Genomic DNA, 20,049 nt, shown 5'->3' on the forward strand with positions numbered 1-20,049 from the left:
CCCGGACCGTTGCCGCCGGGGAGCGCAGGCGCGTCCCCGCCGGCGGCTAAGCCGTGTAGGCCACCAGGCCCATCATCCCGACCTCACCGTGGTAGATGTTGTGGCAGTGCACGAGCCACCGTCCGGGGTTGTCTGCGTCGAATTCGACCTCCACCGACCGGCCCGGCAGCACGATCAAGGTGTCCTTGCGCGGTCCGTCCTTGCCGACCTGGAAGGTGTGGCCGTGCAGGTGCATCGGGTGCCACATCTTCGTGGAGTTCTTGAACACCAGCCGCACCCGCTGCCCCTGCTCGACCTTGAAGGCGCCCCTGGTCGGGTCCTCACGGTCGAACCGGCGCCCGTTGAGCGCCCAGTCGTAGGCCGCCATGCTCCCGGTCAGCTCGATCTCGTGCTCGGTCTCCGGGCTCCGCCGCTCCAGACGGACCTGCGGGTCGGCGGCCAGCTCGGTGGCGTGCACGACCTCGCCGTCCAGCTCGTCGGGCCGCACGTCCTCCTTCGGCGCCTCCCCCGATCCGGTGCGCACGACGGCCCTCCCCGTCATGTCCTTGCCCTCGGCCAGTGCGACCAGCGGGAACACCCCGTCCTCCAGGGTCACCAGGACGTCGTAGCGCTCCCCCATGCCCAGCAGAACGGCGTCGACCTCGCGGTGCTCGACCGGGTAGCCGTCGGTGTGCGTGACCGTCATGCGGTGCCCGCCCAGGGCCACCCGGTAGGCGGTGTCGCCCCCGGCGTTGACCAGGCGGATCCGGACCCGCGCCCCCGGCTTGGCCGAGAACGTCCGGGGGTCGGCCCCGGGCCGCCCGTCGACCAGGTGCACCGGGTAGTAGACGTCCCCGGCGTCGCCGCCCAGCAGGTCACTGCTCGCGCCCATGAGCATGGCCCCCATCCGCATGGGCCCTTCGTCGCCGTGGCCCATGCCGTGGCCGCCGTGGTCCATGCCGCCCCGCACCTCGTCGAGGACGTCGTCGGGGGTGGCGCCGTCGACCCCGTCGAGCCAGTCGTCGAGCATCACGACCCATTCCTCGTCGTAGGCGAGCGGCTCGTCGGGGTCCTCGACGATGATCGGCGCGTACAGGCCCCGGTCGATCTGGGTGCCCACGTGCGGGTGGAACCAGTGGGTGCCGGGGGTGTCCACGATGAACCGGTAGGTGAAGTCCTCGCCGGGCTTCACCGGCGCCTGGGTGACGGACGGGACGCCGTCCATGTCGTTGCGCATGGCCAGCCCGTGCCAGTGGACGGAGGTCGGGTCCGGGAGCCGGTTCTCCAGCGTTGCCTTGATCGTGTCGCCGGCGGTGAGCCTCAGCTCCCGGCCGGGCAGCGCGTCACCGTAGCTCCAGGTCCGCACGGTGCGTCCGCCGAGGTCGAGCTCGGTCTCGGCGGCGCGCAGGGTGAACGCGCGCTCCTTGCCGGAGGCGGGGCGCTCCTTCTCGACGGCGTCGACGATCGGGTCCGTGGGCTTGACGAGGGCGCCGGAGGGGCCGGACGCGCCGCTGCGCCCGCAGGCGGCCGTCAGGCCGAGGCCGGAGACGGCGAGGCCCGCACCGATGAACGAGCGACGGCTGAACTTGGGCATGACTGAACTGTCCTTCGCGTGAAAGGTGGATACGGATCGGGTCGGCAGGCGCCGGGCGCCGGGTACTAGATCCGTAGAATCGACAGTTCTGCCAGGTCAGGCGGGGTGGGAAGAGCCGCGCTCGCGGGGTGGGCGACGACGGGCGGCAGGGGTCGTGCGTTCGGCAGCACGAGCCGGGCGCGGGGCGGCAGCGCGACGTCGACGGTGACCTTCGCGCTCTGGCAGGTGCCCGACGCCGGGCCGCAGTCGCCCTGGTCGTCCGAGCCTTCGTGGCCGACGTGGTCGTGCCCGCCGTGCTCGTGGCCGGACGGGGACGCGGCCGCGAGGCCGGGGGCGGCCTGCTCTGATCCGGCAGGGCCGACTCCGAAAGGGCCGGTGCGGTGCTGTGCGGCCTCAGAGACGGCCGTCGTCGCCGATGCCGGCGCGCTCTCCTGAAGCGCCACCCGCGGCACGGTGCCGTGGTGCGCGGCCAAGGCGAGCATCATGAGCAGGATCGCGGAGAACACGGCCGCGAACGCCGCACCGCCACGATGGGGCGACCGAGTGCGCATCCCCTTCGGCCGCATGGTCACCCCGCTTCCCTGCCCGTGTCGGATCCCAGACTGCCGCATGTAGGGGACCGGATACTCACCGTTCGCACGTGCAACACCTCACACGAGAGGGGGCGTGGGGCCAATCGACGGCCCGGCGGCCGACCGGGTGCCCCGCCCCCTCCGACGGGGCACCCGGGTCCGTGCGCGGTCACCGGATGCGCACCGCCGGCGCCCTCCTTCCAGTGGCGATACGGGCCGCGACCTGGGCACGGAGGACCTGGGCATCCGGGGACCCCGCGATGGGGAGGCCGAACCACACGGACTTCCCGGGTTCCGGCTCCAGGGGCTCCACCCCGCAGCGGCCACCGGAGCACCGGGTGACCAGGGCGAGGCCCCACCCGGAACCGCGCTCCCATCCGACCTCGTCGGGGGAGATCGCCGAGGGCAGCACCGGCAGGGAGCCGCCCGCGTCGCGCACCTCCAGGACCGCGCAGCCGAGTTCGCTCTTCCACGCCACCATCGAGGCGGGCGCGCGGCCGTGCTCGACGGCGTTGGTCAGCAGTTCCGAGGCCATGAGCCCTCCGTCCCGCACGAGAGGGTCGGGGACCCCCATGCACCCCAGGGCGAGTTCGGCGAACTCGCGCCGGAGCCCGACCCCCTCCGGGCAGGGCAGGGCCCATTCGTGTGCGACGACGTCACGTACGTCAGCCATAGGGCTTCCTCCAGGGGGAAGCGTCGCCTCTCCTGCTGACCACTTGAATTAGTGCACAACTGGCACCGGCCGAAGCGGGAGCGGCGACTTTCGATCGCGTTCACCTCGGATGTTCGCAGCACTGACCAGCGTTGACGCTGAAGACCCCCACCAGGTTCACTTCCGAGGGGCATAGTGGTTTACAGGCCGCGAAGAGTGGCCGATAGTGGTTCCATGGTGTACTCACCCGGTCAGGCGAAGAAGCGTTTCGGCATCGAACTTCATCGGACCCGGGAGAGGACCGGGATGACCCAGCGAGACCTGGCTCGAAAGGCGTTCCTCTCGCCGACCTACATCGGTGTGATCGAGCGCGGGGAGAAAAACCCCAAACGCGACAAAGCGCAACTCATCGACGCCGCGTTGACCGCCGACGGCGCACTTCTCTCCCTTTGGGACTCGCTGTTCACCCCGAACGGCCTCAGCGCCTACTTCCGGGATGTCGCGGCGCTGGAAGCATCGGCCTCTGAGATCCGCGAATACCGCCTGTGCTCCTTCCCCGGCCTCTTGCAGACCGAACGCTATGCGCGGTCGCTCATTCGCGTCGGCCGCCCCAGGGACAGTGACGACAAGATCGAGAACGCCGTACTGGCCCGCCTCGCACGGCAACAGATCCTCTCCCGCGAAGAACCCCCCAGCTACGCGCTCGTTCTCGATGAGGCGGTCCTGCGCCACCTCGTCGGAACCCTCGACACCATGGTCGAACAGCTGGACCACCTGATGGAGCTCGCGCTCCTGCCGAACGTGTCCATCCAGATCATTCCGTTCGGCACACCGGGGCACCCCGGCCTGGAGGGTACCTTCAAGCTGATCAAGGCCCCAGGACGAGGCGAGGTGGTCTATACCGAGACCCGGGCCACCGGGCACCCGTTCGACGACCAATCGGTCGTCGACGACTACGCACGGGTCTTCGGCGACCTCCGCGGATCCGCCCTTCCCGACTTCCCTTCTCGGGAATTCATCGAGAACATCAGAGAAGAGTACGCACGATGATCGAACAGCACTGGACCAAGTCCGGCTACAGCACCGGCGGCGACGCCAACTGCGTCGAGGTGCGCTCCCCCGCCCCCGGTGAGACTGTGCAGGTCAGAGATACCCAGAACCGCCCCCTCGGCACGATCGACCTCCCCCGCCACCAGTGGACCTCCCTCCTGGGCGCCCTCCGGGCCGGGCGGCTCTGACACGCCCCCGCCATGACAACGCGGCCCCACCCAGACGCGGGCGGGGCCCTCCTCAAAGGGGGAGCCCCTGCCCTGCCCGCCGGGTCAGGACGAACGGGGAGACGTCTCGGCGTCTGCGTCGTCCACTCCCTCACCCCAGAGGGCGCGCTCTGTGGCCCATCCCCGGATGAAAACGACGGCGTCCGTCCCGGCGATCCCGTCCAGCGGGATGTAACGCGGGTCCTTCAGGTCACTCCTGGCCTGGAGGACCCGACCGTCCCACCCTGCCTGGGCCATTCCCGCCGCCGGGAAGAGCGCCCCCTCCCGCGCGCGCGACGCGCCTGCGGCGACCGCCCGTGAGAGGACCCCTTGCAGGCTGTCCGGGTCGCCCTCGGCGGCGTCGCGTCCCTCCGCCTCGGCCATGTCCGAGGCGATGAAGACGTACCGCCCCTTGAGCTTCTGCGCGACGAGCGCCCCGGCTCCCCACCAGTGCATCCGCTCCCCTCCCATGACCATGGAGGACCGCCGCCGCTGAAGGTGGGCGTTGTGCGCGAATGCCAGACACGGCCCGCGCCCGGCCTCGGCCTCTGCGACGGCCTCCAGGTTCTCCGCCATCATCGCGTCGCGGAGGCCGCACAGGTCCGCGAACCGGTCCGGTCCCGAGGACGCCATCGCGGCGTGGTAGCGGAGCAGCCCGAGGGCAGTACGGGCGAGCATGTGCGCATGCTCGTATCCGGCATCCGAGCTCTCCTCGCGCAGCCCGGGTGCCTCCGCCTCCAGGAGGGCGAGGAGGTCATCGGCCACTGGCCTCAGGGCGCGCGCCTCCTCGCCGTCCCCCACCGACTGCGCGGGGTCCATCATCGCCGCCGGATTCGACCATGCCGCGTCGTCGCCGAGCAGCGCGTCCACCCTCCGGGCATCGTGCCGGACACGCCGCTCCCCGAGGTGACGTACCAGGTAGCGGTGCGCCCCCATCAGCGAAGCGCGCGGGCTCGGGGCGGACATCATCTCCATCGGGCCGTCGAAGCCGTAGAACCTCACCCGGTCCGCGGGGTCCCGGTCCGCGTTGAACTCCCTGAGCCAGGCCAGTAGCCGGCGGTTGGAGGGCAGGGACCCGAACTCGTGGCTGAACCCCTTCTCCAGGGCCTCGTCCAGTGTTCCTTCGCCCCGGGTGATGTAGGCGTCGGCGATCGCACCGGCCGGGCAGCCGCTCTCCAGGGCGATGGAGCGGTACCCGCGGTTCCGCACCAGGTGTTCGACGATGTGGTTGCGCAGGTCCGGAAAGGCCTCCACCCCGTGCGTCGGCTCTCCGAACCCGAGCAGGTCCGGCGTACGGTCGAGCGTTCCGAGGAAGCGGTCGACGCTCTCGGCCGCGGTCTCTCCGTCGGTGAAGCGGATTCCCGTCTCTCCGAGAGTCCCTCGTTCCGGCATCCCCACTCACCCCTTCTCATCGCTGCGTGAGGCCGGGGCCGGTTTCGCCCCGACTGGGATGCCTTGAACCGTATCCTTGAACGAACGGTTGAGATTTTTCGCCGCTGTTTCCCTGTTTTCCGAGAAGAACCTTAAACCGGAGGATCATGCCACCGCCCCCCGCACGGCTGCGGCCGACCGACCTGGCACGCGAGCACGGGCTCTCCACCCAGGCGGTCCGCAACTACGAGGAGCAGGGGATCCTCCCGCCCGCCGAGCGCGCTGAGAGCGGCCACCGCCGGTACCGGCCGCACCACGCCCAGGCCCTGCGCGCGTTCCTGGCACTGCGGCGGGGCTTCGGACACCGGACCGCCACCGAGGTGCTGCACGCGGCCAACGAGGGGGACGAGGAGGCGCTGTTCCGCGTGATCGACCAGGCCCACGCCCGCCTGCTGCGCGAGCGGGAGACCCTGGACGAGGTCGCCGAGGCCTTGGCCGCGCTGCTCTCGGCACCGACGACCCCCTCCTCTCCGCGCACGGGGACCGGGCGCCCGCTGACCGTGGGGGCGCTCGCCCACCAGCTCGGCATGCACCCGGCGTCCCTGCGCACGTGGGAGCGCGCGGGCGTCCTGCGCCCGGAACGCGACCCGGCGACCGGCTACCGGGTCTACTCCCCCGAGGCCGTCCGCGACGCCCACGCCGCCCGCGAACTGCGCCGGGGAGGCTTCCTGCTCGCCCGGATCGCGGACTTCCTCGACCACCTCCGGGGCGCCGGCGACCCCGCGGACCTGGAGGCGGCCCTCGACGAGTGGCGCACCCGGATCACCGACCGCAGCCGGGCCATGCTCACCGGCGCCCGCGAGCTGGACGCCTACCTCGACCATCTGCCAACGGGGACGGCTGGAGGCCCATGCCGCCTCTCGTGAAACAGGAACGTCGCCGGAATCACTCCGATACTCTCCGGAAGCATCACCCACGAGGTCACCATGAGAGGACTGACGTGCGCGCCGGACCAGGCGGTCAGGGCGGTGCCCTCCCTAAGCCGAGGAGAACGCCGGATGGACGGCCGGTTCGCCGCGGAGAGCACCTCCCCTGCCTCCCCCATGCCGGATAAGACCCCGGAGGCATTGAGGCTCGCCGTCATCCGCCTGGCCCCGGATGCGCTGGCGAAATTCGACCGCCACTGGGCAGAGGCGGCCGACAGGATGCGCGACGAGCGCAGTCTCCTCCCTGGGCATCAGTTCGTCGAGCACTGGTGGATGTGGGTCGCGGTCGCCAGACGGCCTGGCCGGCTCGCCAGGATGCGTGATTGCGAGCGCATCGTCGCCTACGGCGGGGAGCGCTCGGAACGGCGCAAGGCCGCCGCCGAGATCTCCCGGATCCTCGCCGAGTCGGCCACCGACGCGGGACGCGCTCTCTAGTGGTCCACGCATTCCGCGTAGTCGAGCGGCATCGGTGCCACGCGCAGGAGGAGCGGCAGCGGGTCGGGCAGGCGCTCGCGCTGGCGGACGGTGAATTCGGGGATGTGGGTCAGTGTGCGGTTCCGGTAGCCCCCGATCTGAATGCGGGCCAGGGACCGCTTCCCCGGCCCCTGCACCGTGCAGTCCTTCCACATGGGCTTGGGGGCGGTCGACAGCGAGGCCAGCTTGCGGTGCGCCGCGTCGTGCAGTGCGAACCGGCGGCGGAAGGCCGAGTCGTCGGTGCGGGTGACGGTGCCGATCAGGGCGCCCGCCGGCGTGCTCACCGACGTCCGGGACTTCGTCCGGGTGCGCTGCTCCTCCAGTAGCAGGAGCACCTGGCCGTCGGGGGCCTCGACCACCAGGGACCGGGTGTTCATCATGCTGCGCGTGAACGAGTGGAAAAGCCTCTTCCCGGCCGACTCGCCGAGGTCCTCGTGGGCGCGGGCCAGAACCCTCCCCTTGGTGTCCCGCAGCTCGTAGGCGAGCCCTCCGAACAGCTCGTCCGCGTTGTCCACGGCGCTCACGACCAGGGGGTCGACGTTCACCAGGGGGATCACCGGCTGCCTCCTAGGGCTGGACGGGCGGTGGAAGGGGTCCGGGCACGGTCGCAGCTCCGACGCGCCCCGCCCGGACCCGGTTCCCCGGCCGCGCCTTGCGCCACCGGACCGCCCCGTGCGCCTACCCCTTCACGGCTCCGCTGGTCAGGCCTTCGACGATGAAGCGCTGGAGGTACCAGAACACCGCCAGCACCGGGATGGCCAGCAGCAGGGTCCCCGCGGCGAACATGCCGAAGTTGCTGTCCCTCTGGTCGGCGACCATCGCCGCGAGCCCCAGCGCGACCGTCTGGGAGTCGGGGTCGCGCAGGAACACGCTGGCCATGATGAACTCGTTGACCGTCGCGATGAATACCAGCAGCCCGACGATCGCCAGCACCGGGGTCACCAGCGGCACCAGGATCCGGAAGAACATCTGGGCGTGCGTGGCCCCGTCCACGCGGGCCGCCTCGTCGAGCTCGATGGGCAGGGTGTCGAAGAAGCCCTTCATCAACCACGTGTTGATGCTCAGCGCCCCGCCCATGTAGACGAGCAGCAGCCCCCAGTGGGTGTCGAAGCCGATCTCGGGCCGCAGGTCGGTGATGGTGGAGAACATCAGGTAGATCGCCACGATCGCCAGGAACTGCGGGAACATCTGGATGATCAGCAGTCCGTACAGCCCCGCCCGGCGCCCGGCGAACCGGAAGCGGCTGAACACGTAGGCCGCCAGGGCCGACAGGAACACCGTGGCCGCCGCGTTCGACACCGCCAGCACCAGCGAGTTCAGGTACCAGCGCGGGAAGCGGGTCTCGGTCAGCAGCTGGACGAAGTTGCCCGCGCTCGCCCCCGTGGGGATCAGCTGGGCGCTGCTCAGGGTGCCCAGGGGGTTCAGCGCCGCCGAGACCACGAACAGCACCGGGAAGGCCGCGAAGGCCGTCATCGCCAGCAGGAAGACGTGTCGCCACAGGTGGCCGGACGTGCGGCGGGACCGCCGCCGGACCGGGCCGGCCGCGGCCGCCGGCGGCGCCGGCCGCGGCGGGGCCGGGGACGACGTCGTCGGTTGCGCCATCAGCGGTTCACCTCTTCCAGGGCCGCGCTCCTGCGCAGGCTGACATAGGAGATCAGGGTGACGATGAGGAAGATGAACACCGAGATCGCGGCGGCGTAGCCGTACTGCGCGCTCTGCCCGCCGAACGCCAACCGGTAGGTGTAGGTGATCAACAGGTCCGTCGCCCCGGCCATGGGGCTGTCCGCGGGGAACGGACCGCCCTCGGTCGTCAGCCAGATCGCGTTGAAGTTGTTGAAGTTGAAGGCGAACGTCGCGATCAGCACCGGCGCCATCGCCACCATCAGCAGGGGCAGGGTGACGTTGCGGAACGCCTGCCAGGCGCCCGCGCCGTCGATGCGGGCCGCCTGCACGAGCTCACGCGGGATGGCCTGCAGCGCCCCTGTGGCGATGAGGAACATGTACGGGAACCCGAGCCAGATGTTGATGGTCAGAGCCGCAGCGCGCGCGGTGCCCGTGCCGCCCAGCCAGTCCACGTCCAGGCCGAGCATCCGGTTGATGAGCCCGAAGTCGGCGTTGAACATGTCCCGCCACAGCAGCATCATCGCGAACGCCGGCATGGCGTAGGGCAGCACCAGCAGCAGCCGGTAGGCGGTCCTGCCGCGCAGCGGCCGGGTGGTGTGCATCGCCAGCGCGACCGCCAGCCCGAGCACGAACACCCCGAGCGTGGTCCCGGCGGCGAACACCACGTTCCACCCCAGGATGGAGAGGAACGACGAGGCGATGCCCGCGTCGGAGGCCACCCTCGCGTAGTTGTCCGCGCCGACGCCGACCCGCCAGCCCTGGGACAGGCGGTCGCCGTCCTCTCCGACGAAGGCCCCGCGCTCGTCGTCGGCGGTGTAGACCTCGCCGGTGGTGCTGTCGGTGATGCAGTCGCACCCCTCGTCGTACACCCGGGTGGCCCGGCCCTCGTAGGCGGCCGAGAGCCCGCTGGCGCGGATCCCGGCGCCCTCGCCGGCGGGGACCGCCAGCTGCGAGATCTCCTCACTGCGCTCGCCCGCCTCGGCGGCCGTCAGCAGCGTGAGCCCGCCCGCCTCGGTGACCTTGCCGGTCGGGCCGGTCCGCGCCCCCGGCAGCGGCTCCAGGCCCTCCTCGTCGCCGGCGAGGACCCGGTCGCCCTCACCGGTGAGCAGGAAGACCAGCTCTCCGGTGGCAGCGTCGCCGCGGGCCGCCAGCGTGAGCACGTAGTCCTGGCCGCCCTCGCTCTCGGCCACCGACGCGGCCTCGATCTGGGCGATCGCCTGCTCCTTGGTGCCCCGGTGCCCGTCGCCGTAGTTGGTCACCGAGGTGCCGACGGTGTAGAGCACCGGCACCACCTGGAAGGCGATGAGCAGCAGCACCCCGGGCAGCAGGTACTTGGCGGGGACGTGCCGCTCGGACAGGTACACGCGGAAGACCACGGCGGTCACGGTCGCCACGGCGGCCAGCCCGAACCAGTTTCCGGCCGCGATCAGCGGGAGCGCGGCCCACACCGCGATCCCCGCGGACAGGGCCAGCAGTGCCGCTTTGACCAGGTGCCCGGCCGTTCCGCCGCGGGGGGCCAGGCGCGCTCCGGGAAGGGGGGCGGGCGCCTTCGCGGGCGCGCCCGCCCCGTCGTCGTTCCTCACCACCGGATCAACCGATCTGCTCGGAGATGGCCTTCTCGGCGGAGGCGACGGCCTGCTCGGGGTCCTCGCCGCCGATGACCGCCGCCTGGGCCTTGCCGAAGGGGTCCCAGATCGCGCTCATCTCCGGGATGACCGGCATCGGCTCGGCGTCCTCGGCCGCCTCCATCATCGCCGCCAGGTCCGGGTCGTCGGCCTCGGCGGCCTCGAAGACCTCGACCAGCGCCGGCGGGCGCGGGTCGGCCTCGTACAGGGCGGTGGCCAGCTCGGGCTGGGCCACGTTGTTGACGATGAACTCCTCGGCCAGGACCTTGTTCTCGCCGCCGGAGGCGACGAAGAAGCTCTGCGCGCCGAGGAAGGGCCGTGCCTCGTTCATGCCCTCGAAGCCGGGCACCGGGGAGATCGCGTAGTCGACCTCGGCGTCCTTGACGGCCGCCAGCGACCAGGGGCCGGTGATGAAGTAGGGGGTCTGGCCGCGCTCGAAGAGGGAGCCCACGTTGTCGGAGTCGATCGAGCGCTTGAGCACGCCCTCGCCCTCCTCGCCGAGCTCGGCGATCTTCTCCATGGCCTCGACCGACTCGGGGGTGCCCACGCCCAGGTCGGAGGGGTCGGGGTCGCCCTCGTCGTCGGTGCCGAACAGGTAGCCGCCGGCCGAGGTGTACAGCGGCTGCAGGTGGAAGGGGTCGCCGGTCTGGCTGACCTGGACCCCCAGGGCCTCCTCGACGTCGCCGTCGTCCTTGAGCGCCGTTCCGGTCTCCACCAGCTCCTCCATGGTGGCGGGCGCGTCGGGGGCGAGCTCGGTGTTGCGGAGGAGCATCAGGGACTCCATGGCGTAGGGGACGCCGTAGAGCCGGCCCTGGTAGGTGACCGCGTCGATGGCGCCCGGGTCGAACCGCTCCTGGGCGTCCCCGGGGAGCTGCACAGGGTCGATGGAGCCGTTCTGCACCAGGTTGCCGATCCAGTCGTGCGCGCCGACGAGGATGTCGGGGCCGGACCCGGCCTCGTGGGCGGTGACGAAGTCGCCCTGGATGTCGTCGACGGGGAGCGACTGCACGTCGACCTGGACCCCGTTGGCCTGGCCGAACTCCTCGGCGAAGGGGGCCAGGACGTCGGTGCGCTCGGGGTCGGCCCAGATGACCAGGGTGCCCGCGGCCTCGTCGGCGGTCTCGCCTCCGCCGGAGCAGGCGGTCGCCGCCAGGGCGAGGGCCGCGGCGCCGGCGAGCGCGCGCGGGGGTGCGGTTCTCGGTCGCATGGGGGTTCTCCTCGTCTCGGCCGCCTCCGCCGGAGGCGGCGGTCGGGGGTGGTGGAGGGCGGGGGCCGGGGCGGTGCGGGCGCCCCTGCCGCGGGGCGGGGCTGGGCGCCGCCCCTGTGACCTCCCCTACTTTCGGCAAGATCTGCAAGATTTTGCAGCCTTTTTCCATCACAATCCGGAAACATCCTCGAAACCCGGGCGTCGTCTTGCGTTCGCGCCTTCCACGCAGAACCGCCCGGGTACCCGGCCGCGGACACGCCGACGAGGGAGGCGGCACCCACCGCCTCCCTCGCAAGGGTTTCTTCACTTTCCGGCGCCGCTCACCGTCCGGCGCCGGGCGGCTCCGCCCTCCCGCTCAGACGGACTGCCGCTCAGGGTCCTCGGATACGCGCTCAGGCTCCCGGGACGAACCAGACCCCGGTGTCCGGAGGGAGGACCAGCGCCCCGTCCCGGCCCTCGACACCGCCGCCGGACAGCAGGACCTCGCCCACCCCGTCCAGCTCGACGGGGGCCGTGGACATGTTGACCGCACAGGCGAAGCGCTCCCCCCGCCGGAAGCGCAGCACCCCGCGGGGCGCCGTCTCCCACTCCAGGCCGTCCTCGCCCGGGGACGCGGCCACCACCTCGCGGCGCAGCCGCAGCGCCTCGGTGTACAGCGCCAGGACCGACCCGGGATCCTCGCGCTGGGCCTGCCGGCTCAGGCCGGCCCACTCCGAGGGGACCGGGAGCCAGGGCCGGCTGCCCTGCGGGCCGAAGCCGTAGGGGGCCTCCCCTTCCTCCCAGGGCAGCGGCACCCTGCACCCGTCGCGCCCGCGCTCGGTGCGCCCCGACCGCTCCCACGTCGGATCCTGCAGGGCCTCTTCCGGAAGGTCGGTGACCTCCGGCAGTCCCAGCTCCTCCCCCTGGTACAGGTAGGCCGACCCCGGGAGGCCCAGGGTGAGCAGCGCGGCCGCCCGCGCGCGCTTGAGGCCGCCCTCAGGCCCGCCGAAGCGGGTGCGGTGGCGCGTCACATCGTGGTTGGACAGCACCCACGTGGTGGGCGCCCCGACCTTTCCGTTGGCGGCGAGGGTCGCGTCGACGACCCGCGCGACCTCAGCGGGGTCCCATCCGGCCCCCAGGTACTCGAAGTTGAAGGCCTGGTGCAGCTCGTCGGGCCGGATGTAGCGCGCCACCCGCTCGGAGTCCTCCACCCAGGCCTCGGCCACGAGCGCGCGCTCGCCCGGGTAGGAGTCGGCGATCCGCCGCCACTTGCGGTAGATCTCGTGCACCCCGTCCTGGTCGAAGTAGGGCAGCCGGGTGGAGCCGTCCAGCAGGTCGGGCTTGGCGCCGTCGTCGATGTCGGGGAGTGCAGGGTCCTTGACCATCCCGTGCGCCACATCGATGCGGAACCCGTCCACGCCCCGGTCGAGCCAGAACCTGAGCACGTCCTCGAACTCGGCGTGCACCTCGGGGTGGGTCCAGTCCAGGTCGGGCTGCTCGGGGGCGAACAGGTGCAGGTACCACTCCTCGGGCGTGCCGTCGGGACGCTTGAGCCGCGTCCAGGCCGGGCCGCCGAAGATGGAGCGCCAGTTGTTCGGGGGGAGCTCCCCGTCCGCCCCCTTGCCGGGGCGGAAGATGTAGCGCGCGCGCTCGGGCGAGCCGGGCCCGGCGGCCACGGCCGCGTCGAACCACCGGTGCGCCGAGGAGGTGTGGTTGGGCACGACGTCGATGATCACCCGCAGGCCCAGGCCGTGCGCGGTCTCGACCATGGCGTCGAAGTCCTCCAGCGTCCCGAAGCGCGGGTCGACGTCGCGGTAGTCGGCCACGTCGTACCCGCCGTCGGCCAGCGGGGACACGTAGAAGGGGGTGAGCCAGACGGCGTCCACGCCCAGCTCGGCCAGCTCCGGCAGGCGGCGCCGGACGCCGCGCAGGTCGCCGTCGCCGTCGCCGTCGGAGTCGGCGAAGCTGCGGACGTAGATCTGGTAGATCGCGGCGTCGCGCCACCACTCGGTACGGCCCGCGGACGTCGCGGGGGCCGCGCCCGGTGCGCGGGAGGCCTGGGGGGCAGGGGACTGCGGCATGCGGGGGTACCTCCACGTTGACCCGGATGGTGCTGAGGCTCTGCAAGAGCTTGCGCAATATTACCCAGATCTTGCGGAGAGATGTCGAAGAATCTGCATTAGAGTGCTGCCCATGGCTCCACGACTGACCGACATCGCCCGGCACGCGGGCGTCAGCGAGGCGACCGTCTCCCGCGTGCTGAACGACAAGCCGGGGGTGGGGGCCGAGACCCGGCGGGCGGTGCTGACCGCGTTGGACGTGCTGGGCTACGAGCGCCCCGCGCGGCTGCGCCGGCGCTCGGCCGGGCTGGTCGGGATGGTCGTGCCCGAGCTGGACAACCCCGTCTTCCCGATGTTCGCCCAGGAGGTGGAGAAGGTCCTGGGGCAGCACGGGTACACCCCCGTGCTGGGCACCCAGACCCCCGGCGGCAACACCGAGGACGAGTACGTGGAGATGCTGCTGGAGCGCAACGTCGCCGGCATCATCTTCGTGTCCGGGCTGCACGCCGACACCACCGCCGACCACGACCGCTACCGCCGCCTGGTCTCCCGCGGGCTGCCCATCGTGCTGGTCAACGGGTACGCCGAGGACGTGCCGGCCGCCTTCGTCTCCTGCGACGAGCACGAGGCCGCACGGCAGGCCGTGGACCACCTGGCCACCCTCGGCCACACCCGGATCGGGTTCGCCAGCGGCCCCGAGCGCTTCGTGCCGGTCAAGCGGCGCCGGGAGGGCTACCGCGCGGCGATGCTGCGCCACGGGCTCGACCCCGAGTCCCTGGTGACGCTGGCCCAGTACGGCGTCGAAGGGGGCTACGCCGCGGCGGTACGGCTGCTGCGCGAAGGGGCGACCGCCCTGGTGTGCGGGTCGGACCTGATGGCCTTGGGGGCGATCCGCGCCGCCCGCCAGCGCGGGCTGTCGGTGCCGCGGGACTTCTCCGCGGTCGGCTTCGACGACTCCCAGCTCATCGCCTTCACCGACCCGCCGCTGACCACGGTCCGCCAGCCCGTCAAGGCCATGGCCCACGCATCGGTGCGCAGCCTGACCGATGCCATCAACGGGCACGCCGTCTCCCACGACGAGTACCTGTTCGACCCGGAGCTGGTCGTCCGCGCCTCGACCGCGGTCCCGCCCGCGACGGCCCGCCGCGCGGCCGCCGCGCCGGCGGCGGCCGGCCCCGGGACGGGCGCCTGAGGGCCGCCCGCATCCCGTTGATCTCGGGGAAGTCGGGGGTGTACCAGCCGGTACAAGGCCGACTTCCCCGAGATCAACGCGGGGAAGGACCGCGCCGGGCGATGCGGCGGCACCCAGGCGGCCCCTCCTGCCGGGAGCTACTTCTTCTTCGCATCCTCCTTGGGATCCGAACCGGTGGACAGCGCGGAGATGAAGGCCTCCTGGGGGACCTCGACGCGGCCCACCATCTTCATGCGCTTCTTGCCCTCCTTCTGCTTCTCCAGCAGCTTGCGCTTACGGCTGATGTCGCCGCCGTAGCACTTCGAGAGCACGTCCTTGCGGATCGCGCGGATGTTCTCACGGGCGATCACCCGGGAGCCGATGGCGGCCTGGACCGGGATCTCGTACTGCTGCCGGGGGATCAGCTCGCGCAGCTTCTTGGTCATCTCCGTGCCGTAGGCGTAGGCGTGCTCCCGGTGCACGATCGCCGAGAAGGCGTCGACGGTCTCCCCCTGCAGCAGGATGTCGACCTTGACCAGGTCCGCGGACTGCTCCCCGGAGGTGTCGTAGTCCAGCGAGGCGTACCCCTTGGTGCGGGACTTGAGCTGGTCGAAGAAGTCGAAGACGATCTCGGCCAGGGGCAGCATGTAGCGCATCTCCACCCGGTCCTCGGACAGGTAGTCCATACCGAGGAGGGAGCCGCGCCGCCCCTGGCACAGCTCCATGATCGCCCCCACGTAGTCGGAGGGCGAGAGCAGCGTGGCCTTCACGACCGGCTCGAAGACCTGGTCGATCTTGCCCTCGGGGAACTCACTGGGGTTGGTCACCGTGTGCTCGGTGCCGTCCTCCATGACCACCCGGTAGATGACGTTGGGCGCGGTGGAGATGAGCGCCAGGTCGAACTCGCGCTCCAAGCGCGCGCGGGTGATCTCCAGGTGGAGCAGCCCGAGGAAGCCGCAGCGGAAGCCGAAGCCGAGCGCTGCGGAGGTCTCCGGCTCGAACACCAGGGACGCGTCGTTGAGCTGGAGCTTCTCCAGGGCATCGCGGAGGACCGGGTAGTCGGTGCCCTCGATGGGGTACAGCCCGGAGAAGACCATCGGCTTGGCCTCCTGGTAGCCGGGCAGCATCTCGGTGGCGCCCTTGGCCGCGGAGGTGATGGTGTCACCGACCTTGGACTGGCGGACGTCCTTCACACCGGTGATGATGTAGCCGACCTCGCCCACGCCCAGGCCCGCGACCTTGGTGGGCTCGGGCGAGATGACGCCGACCTCCTGCATCTCGTGGGCGGCGCCGGTCGACATCATCGTGATGCGCTCGCGGGAGCTCAGCGCCCCGTCCACGACCCGCACGTAGGTCACCACGCCGCGGTAGGTGTCGTAGACCGAGTCGAAGATCATCGCGCGCGCGGGGGCGTCGGCGTCGCCCTCCGGCGGCGGGACCTGGCGGACCAGCTCGTTGAGGAGCTCCTCGACCCCCTCGCCGGTCTTGGCGCTGACCTTGAGCACGTCGGAGGGCTCACAGCCGATGATCCCGGCGAGCTCCTCGGCGTACTTCTCCGGCTGGGCGGCCGGCAGGTCGATCTTGTTCAGGACCGGGATGATCGCGAGGTCGTTCTCCAAGGCCATGTAGAGGTTGGCCAGGGTCTGGGCCTCGATGCCCTGGGCGGCGTCGACCAGAAGGATGGTGCCCTCGCAGGCCGCCAGGGAGCGGGAGACCTCATAGCTGAAGTCGACGTGTCCGGGGGTGTCGATCAGGTTCAGCACGTAGGTCCGGTCGTCGAGCGCCGTGAAGGGGAGGCGGACGGCCTGCGACTTGATCGTGATGCCGCGCTCGCGCTCGATGTCCATGCGGTCCAGGTACTGGGCGCGCATCTGGCGGTCCTCGACGATGCCGGACAACTGGAGCATGCGGTCGGCCAGCGTCGACTTGCCATGGTCGATGTGCGCGATGATGCAGAAGTTCCGGATCAGCGCGGGATCGGTCCGTTTCGGCTGTGCCACCGTGCTCCGTTCACCTTTGTCGTCGGTAGAGGGACAGCGCGCGCGGGCGCGTGAGCGGCCGTGCTGCGCGGGTATCGCCCTCCATGATCCCATGTCCACCGGCGGCCGGGACCTCGGCGGCCCTGCGGGCGGTGCGGATCCCAGGGCGTAGGGCGTACAGGTCTCAGGCTATGCGACGGCGGGAGAACGGGGGACATCGGTGAAGTGGCTGCTGAAGCGCGTCGCCGCGGGTGTGGCGGCGCTGCTGGTCGTGGTGGTGGCGGCCGGGGCGCTTCTGGGCATGAGGTTCTCCGGGGACAAGGCCGACTGGGCCGCCGGGAACGGCGGGGACGCCGCCTGGCTGTCGGACCGGTGGCTGACCGGGGAGGCCGGGGCCGAGGAGCGTGGCGCGCTCAAGGCGCGCGTCGAGCAGGGTGAGATCGGCGAGCTGTACGTTCTGGCGGGCGAGATCGACGCGGACGGCGCGGTGACGGGCGCCGGCGGCTCGGACGGCGCCGCCGGCTTCCTCGAATGGGCCGGACAGGAGCTGCCCGAGGTGCGGGTCCTGGCGTGGCTGCGGCACCGGGCCGAAGGCTCGTCCCTGGTCGAGGACCGCTTCGACGAGCAGGCACGGACCGAGCTGTCGTCGGCGGCGGGCGCCATGGCCGACGCCGGGTTCGCCGGGGTGCACCTGGACGTGGCGCCGGTGTCGGTGAACGACCCGTCGTATCCGGGACTGCTCGAACAGGTCGGGGAGGAGATCGGGGACGACGCGGTGCTGTCCGTGCAGGCGCTCCCGGTGGAGCTGGTGCCGGGGCTGCGCGTCCCCTACTTCGCGATCGACCGGGGCGAACGGTACTGGTCGAAGGGGTACCTCAGGCGCGTCGCGGAGCGCGCGGACGTCGTCGTCGTTCCAGGGCACGGGTCGGGGATGCCGGTCGGGTCGATGTACGGCGGGTACATGGTGCGCCAGGTCGAGGAGACCGCGGAGGCCCTGGACACCGAACGCACCGAGGACACGGCGGTACGGTTCGGCGTGCCGACCTATGAGGACGAGCGCTGGGGCCCTGAGGCCGGGAGCGAGGACGCCTCCACGGCCGTTGAGGCCGTGCGGATCGGAATGACCAGGGCGGGCATGCGCGATACGGACGCAGGGGTGGCCCTGTATCTGCTCGACACCGCCTCGGACGAGGACTGGGACGCCTATGTGGCCGGCTGGGCGTCGCCGTCCGGCTGACCCCCCGGACGGTCGGAAGCACTCCCCCAGACGTTGCATAATGGAAGTCCGTGTCTCGGACGTTCCACGTTCGTTTGAGCCCTTCGGTCTCATACACCCGGTGCCGGTCCGGGCCCGGCCCTCCGCGGAACGGCTGCCCGCGGTCGGGGTCGAGCGTCAGGACCCACCACCCGAAATTTCACTGGAGCACGTTTTCGCATGGCGAACATCAAGTCGCAGAAGAAGCGCATCCGGCAGAACGAGAAGGCTCGTCTGCGCAACCGCTCGGTCAAGTCGTCCCTGAAGACGGCCGTCCGCCGGTTCCGTGACGCCGCCGACGCCGGAAACGTGGAGCAGGCCGTCGTCCTGCAGCGCGCCGCCGCCCGCCAGCTGGACAAGGCCTCCAGCAAGGGCGTCATCCACAAGAACCAGGCCGCGAACCGCAAGAGCGCCATCGCCAAGCGCCTGGAGCAGCTCCAGAAGTAGGCAGGGCGCCCGGTCGTCGGCCGGAAGCGTGAAAAGCGGGCCGTCCCCGAGGGGACGGCCCGCTTTTCACGCTTCCGCACGGCTCCGTCGGCCACCGGGCGCCGGGCCTGCCCTGCGGCACAGGTCATCGGGGTGCGGCGCCCCGCCGCTCCCCCGTGCGAGGCCCGCGGCACGGACTCCCCGAACCGGTCGGCCGCCCCGTCGCCGGGCGCGAACCGGACCGCCCCGTGACGTGCCCCACCGGACCCGGGACGCGGGTCGGTTCCTGATCTAGCGTGGTCGTCGTGGACGGTGTCGACTACGCCTCACTCCGCCTGGCCCTGTGGGAGGACCCGGGGCCGCGGGGCGAGGTCACCGCTTGGGTGGAGGGCAGGCTCGCCGAGCGCGGCGGACGGGTGCTGCCGGTGCCGCCGCGGGTACGGGTGCGGCCCTGGTCCACCACGGCCCGCTTCGCCACCACGCTGGGCACCGTGTGGTTCAAGGCGGGGGCGCCGGGCGCCGACTTCGAGGCGGCCCTGGCCGGCGCGCTGCACGCCTGGGCGCCGGGGCGGGTGCTGACCCCCATCGCGGTGGACGCCAAACGCGGGTGGGCCCTGCTGCCCGACGGCGGGCCGCCGCTGGTGGACCTGCTGGGGCGGTCGCGGGACCTGAGCATGTGGGGGTCGGTCCTGCGGGCCTACGCCCAACTGCAGCGGGCTCTGGTGGGGCGGGTGCGGGACATGCTCGCGCTGGGCGTGCCCGACCTGCGGCCGGCGAGGCTGGGAACGCTGCTGGACGAGCTGCTGGCGGACCGGGGCGTGTCCGCGCAGCTGGGGCCGGCGCGCACGGACGTGGAGGCGTTCCGCCCGGAGTTCGAGCGCATCCGGGCCCGGCTGGCGTCCTCGGCCGTGCCGCCGTCGCTGGACCACTCGGACCTGAACATGGGCAACGTGTTCCTGCTGGAGGGCGGGTACCGCTTCGTGGACTGGGGGGACGCCTCGGTGGCGCACCCGTTCACGAGCCTGCTGGTGCCGCTGCGCTTCGCGGCCGCCGAGTACGGCGCGTCCCCCGCCGAACTGGAGCGCCTGCGCGACGCCTACCTGGAGCCGTGGAGCGACACGGGATCGATGCCCGAGCTGCGCGACGAGGCCCAGGCGGCGCTGCGGCTGGGCCCGGTGTCCCGCGCGCTGGCCTGGGGGCGGGTGTTCCCCGAACTGGGCCCGCAGGTGCGGCGGGCCCGCGACGCGAGCATGGCGGCCTGGCTGCGCACCCTGGCCACCGGCGACCTCGGGGTCCCCTTCCGCGACGCCTGACCCCGGCGGATCCGAACGGGCGGGCAGACCAACCGGCGGCGCTGGCGCGACCGCGTCGGGCTCGGCGCCGAGTCGATCCGAGCCGAGGCCGTGCTCGACCATGGGCCGTCCAGCACGTCCGTATAGACCGCGCACGGACAGGCATCCTCGTCACCTCGTTCGCTCTCCCGGATATGACCTCCGAATCAGTGGCCTCATCCGGCGACGACATGAGGATCATCTCGAACCCTGCGGCCCCCGAGGGAAGCGGTGGCGCACTCCCGGGAGGCGGTCGCGCGTCCACGGTTGTCCACAGCGGGGAGATCCGCGCCCCGATCGGCGCGCGGGCGGCCCACTCTGGCCCCATGTCTCCGCTCCGCGGCCGAGGCCGCCACTCCGATTCCCGCGACAAGGCGAGTGACCGCCTCCGCGCGGTCACGAGCGCCCGGGCCGCCCCGCCCGCTCCCCCTGCGGCCGGGCCGGCGGCTCCCCCTTTCGACGATCCCGCCACCGCAGCCACCGCCGCCACCGAGCCCACGGCCCGGCCG

18 protein-coding genes are annotated in these 20,049 nt (G+C 71.8%); 8 read left to right on the forward strand and 10 right to left on the reverse strand.

Annotated elements, in window-relative coordinates; all coding sequences use genetic code 11:
• Positions 1-46: 46 nt before the first annotated feature.
• The 3 genes from D450_RS0100330 to D450_RS31655 form a co-directional block, all read right to left on the reverse strand.
• On the reverse strand, positions 47-1,573 hold the full coding sequence (locus tag D450_RS0100330) for a multicopper oxidase family protein (protein ID WP_017536690.1): 1,527 nt from the start codon (positions 1,571-1,573) through the stop codon (positions 47-49).
• Positions 1,574-1,638: 65 nt separating this feature from the next.
• On the reverse strand, positions 1,639-2,139 hold the full coding sequence (locus D450_RS0100335; protein ID WP_241483000.1) for a hypothetical protein: 501 nt from the start codon (positions 2,137-2,139) through the stop codon (positions 1,639-1,641).
• A gap of 175 nt (positions 2,140-2,314) precedes the next feature.
• Positions 2,315-2,818, reverse strand: a complete 504-nt coding sequence (locus D450_RS31655) for an ATP-binding protein (RefSeq protein WP_017536692.1) — start codon at positions 2,816-2,818, stop codon at positions 2,315-2,317.
• 213 nt (positions 2,819-3,031) lie between these two features.
• Here D450_RS31655 and D450_RS0100345 point away from each other — a divergent pair, with 213 nt between their 5' ends.
• Together D450_RS0100345 and D450_RS0100350 are read left to right on the forward strand one after the other, a co-directional pair.
• Positions 3,032-3,847 carry a helix-turn-helix domain-containing protein gene (locus D450_RS0100345; protein ID WP_039819985.1) on the forward strand — a complete coding sequence of 272 codons (816 nt, stop codon included), beginning with the start codon at positions 3,032-3,034 and terminating at the stop codon, positions 3,845-3,847.
• Positions 3,844-4,035 (forward strand): DUF397 domain-containing protein, encoded by a 192-nt coding sequence (locus tag D450_RS0100350; RefSeq protein ID WP_017536694.1) that lies wholly within the window; start codon positions 3,844-3,846, stop codon positions 4,033-4,035. The genes D450_RS0100345 and D450_RS0100350 overlap by 4 nt, the downstream gene beginning before the upstream one ends.
• A gap of 84 nt (positions 4,036-4,119) precedes the next feature.
• On the opposite strand, the gene D450_RS0100355 is transcribed toward D450_RS0100350, so the two are convergent.
• Complete coding sequence (locus D450_RS0100355) at positions 4,120-5,445, reverse strand: erythromycin esterase family protein (protein WP_241482995.1); 1,326 nt, start codon at positions 5,443-5,445, stop codon at positions 4,120-4,122.
• 146 nt (positions 5,446-5,591) lie between these two features.
• Here D450_RS0100355 and D450_RS0100360 point away from each other — a divergent pair, with 146 nt between their 5' ends.
• Both D450_RS0100360 and D450_RS0100365 read left to right on the forward strand, forming a co-directional pair.
• Positions 5,592-6,350 (forward strand): MerR family transcriptional regulator, encoded by a 759-nt coding sequence (locus tag D450_RS0100360; RefSeq protein WP_017536696.1) that lies wholly within the window; start codon positions 5,592-5,594, stop codon positions 6,348-6,350.
• Between the two features lie 132 nt (positions 6,351-6,482).
• The gene (locus tag D450_RS0100365; protein WP_017536697.1) at positions 6,483-6,845 is read left to right on the forward strand and encodes a DUF6247 family protein; all 363 of its coding nucleotides are present in this window, start codon (positions 6,483-6,485) and stop codon (positions 6,843-6,845) included.
• Here D450_RS0100365 and D450_RS0100370 read toward each other — a convergent pair.
• From D450_RS0100370 to D450_RS0100390, 5 genes are all read right to left on the reverse strand, one after another.
• Complete coding sequence (locus D450_RS0100370) at positions 6,842-7,441, reverse strand: hypothetical protein (RefSeq protein ID WP_017536698.1); 600 nt, start codon at positions 7,439-7,441, stop codon at positions 6,842-6,844. The genes D450_RS0100365 and D450_RS0100370 overlap by 4 nt on opposite strands.
• Positions 7,442-7,562: 121 nt before the next feature.
• A complete protein-coding gene (locus D450_RS0100375) occupies positions 7,563-8,486 on the reverse strand; it encodes a sugar ABC transporter permease (RefSeq protein ID WP_017536699.1) in 924 nt (307 codons plus the stop codon).
• Positions 8,486-10,090 carry an ABC transporter permease subunit gene (locus tag D450_RS0100380; RefSeq protein ID WP_152520766.1) on the reverse strand — a complete coding sequence of 535 codons (1,605 nt, stop codon included), beginning with the start codon at positions 10,088-10,090 and terminating at the stop codon, positions 8,486-8,488. Before D450_RS0100380 ends, D450_RS0100375 begins: the two co-directional genes overlap by 1 nt.
• 7 nt (positions 10,091-10,097) lie before the next feature.
• Positions 10,098-11,339 carry a sugar ABC transporter substrate-binding protein gene (locus tag D450_RS0100385; RefSeq protein WP_017536701.1) on the reverse strand — a complete coding sequence of 414 codons (1,242 nt, stop codon included), beginning with the start codon at positions 11,337-11,339 and terminating at the stop codon, positions 10,098-10,100.
• Between the two features lie 392 nt (positions 11,340-11,731).
• The gene (locus D450_RS0100390) at positions 11,732-13,399 is read right to left on the reverse strand and encodes a glycoside hydrolase family 13 protein (protein WP_017536702.1); all 1,668 of its coding nucleotides are present in this window, start codon (positions 13,397-13,399) and stop codon (positions 11,732-11,734) included.
• Between the two features lie 112 nt (positions 13,400-13,511).
• Here D450_RS0100390 and D450_RS0100395 point away from each other — a divergent pair, with 112 nt between their 5' ends.
• Positions 13,512-14,570 carry a LacI family DNA-binding transcriptional regulator gene (locus D450_RS0100395; protein ID WP_017536703.1) on the forward strand — a complete coding sequence of 353 codons (1,059 nt, stop codon included), beginning with the start codon at positions 13,512-13,514 and terminating at the stop codon, positions 14,568-14,570.
• Positions 14,571-14,707: 137 nt separating this feature from the next.
• Here the strand turns inward: D450_RS0100395 and lepA are convergent, their stop codons facing one another.
• A complete protein-coding gene (gene lepA, locus D450_RS0100400) occupies positions 14,708-16,549 on the reverse strand; it encodes a translation elongation factor 4 (protein WP_017536704.1) in 1,842 nt (613 codons plus the stop codon).
• Positions 16,550-16,748: 199 nt separating this feature from the next.
• Here lepA and D450_RS0100405 point away from each other — a divergent pair, with 199 nt between their 5' ends.
• From D450_RS0100405 to D450_RS0100415, 3 genes are all read left to right on the forward strand, one after another.
• Complete coding sequence (locus D450_RS0100405) at positions 16,749-17,765, forward strand: hypothetical protein (protein ID WP_017536705.1); 1,017 nt, start codon at positions 16,749-16,751, stop codon at positions 17,763-17,765.
• A 198-nt stretch (positions 17,766-17,963) separates the two neighbouring features.
• A complete protein-coding gene (gene rpsT, locus D450_RS0100410) occupies positions 17,964-18,230 on the forward strand; it encodes a 30S ribosomal protein S20 (protein ID WP_017536706.1) in 267 nt (88 codons plus the stop codon).
• Between the two features lie 284 nt (positions 18,231-18,514).
• The gene (locus D450_RS0100415) at positions 18,515-19,522 is read left to right on the forward strand and encodes a phosphotransferase (RefSeq protein WP_239647327.1); all 1,008 of its coding nucleotides are present in this window, start codon (positions 18,515-18,517) and stop codon (positions 19,520-19,522) included.
• Positions 19,523-20,049: the final 527 nt, after the last annotated feature.

Source organism: Nocardiopsis halophila DSM 44494 (genome assembly GCF_000341245.1).
GTDB lineage: Bacteria > Actinomycetota > Actinomycetes > Streptosporangiales > Streptosporangiaceae > Nocardiopsis_A > Nocardiopsis_A halophila.

Coding starts and splice junctions, on each gene's coding strand:
- D450_RS0100330 (WP_017536690.1), bottom strand. CDS start 1,573: ATGCCCAAGTTCAGCCGTCGCTCGTTCATCGGTGCGGGCCTCGCCGTC.
- D450_RS0100335 (WP_241483000.1), bottom strand. CDS start 2,139: ATGCGGCCGAAGGGGATGCGCACTCGGTCGCCCCATCGTGGCGGTGCG.
- D450_RS31655 (WP_017536692.1), bottom strand. CDS start 2,818: ATGGCTGACGTACGTGACGTCGTCGCACACGAATGGGCCCTGCCCTGC.
- D450_RS0100345 (WP_039819985.1), top strand. CDS start 3,032: ATGGTGTACTCACCCGGTCAGGCGAAGAAGCGTTTCGGCATCGAACTT.
- D450_RS0100350 (WP_017536694.1), top strand. CDS start 3,844: ATGATCGAACAGCACTGGACCAAGTCCGGCTACAGCACCGGCGGCGAC.
- D450_RS0100355 (WP_241482995.1), bottom strand. CDS start 5,445: ATGCCGGAACGAGGGACTCTCGGAGAGACGGGAATCCGCTTCACCGAC.
- D450_RS0100360 (WP_017536696.1), top strand. CDS start 5,592: ATGCCACCGCCCCCCGCACGGCTGCGGCCGACCGACCTGGCACGCGAG.
- D450_RS0100365 (WP_017536697.1), top strand. CDS start 6,483: ATGGACGGCCGGTTCGCCGCGGAGAGCACCTCCCCTGCCTCCCCCATG.
- D450_RS0100375 (WP_017536699.1), bottom strand. CDS start 8,486: ATGGCGCAACCGACGACGTCGTCCCCGGCCCCGCCGCGGCCGGCGCCG.
- D450_RS0100385 (WP_017536701.1), bottom strand. CDS start 11,339: ATGCGACCGAGAACCGCACCCCCGCGCGCGCTCGCCGGCGCCGCGGCC.
- D450_RS0100390 (WP_017536702.1), bottom strand. CDS start 13,399: ATGCCGCAGTCCCCTGCCCCCCAGGCCTCCCGCGCACCGGGCGCGGCC.
- D450_RS0100395 (WP_017536703.1), top strand. CDS start 13,512: ATGGCTCCACGACTGACCGACATCGCCCGGCACGCGGGCGTCAGCGAG.
- rpsT (WP_017536706.1), top strand. CDS start 17,964: ATGGCGAACATCAAGTCGCAGAAGAAGCGCATCCGGCAGAACGAGAAG.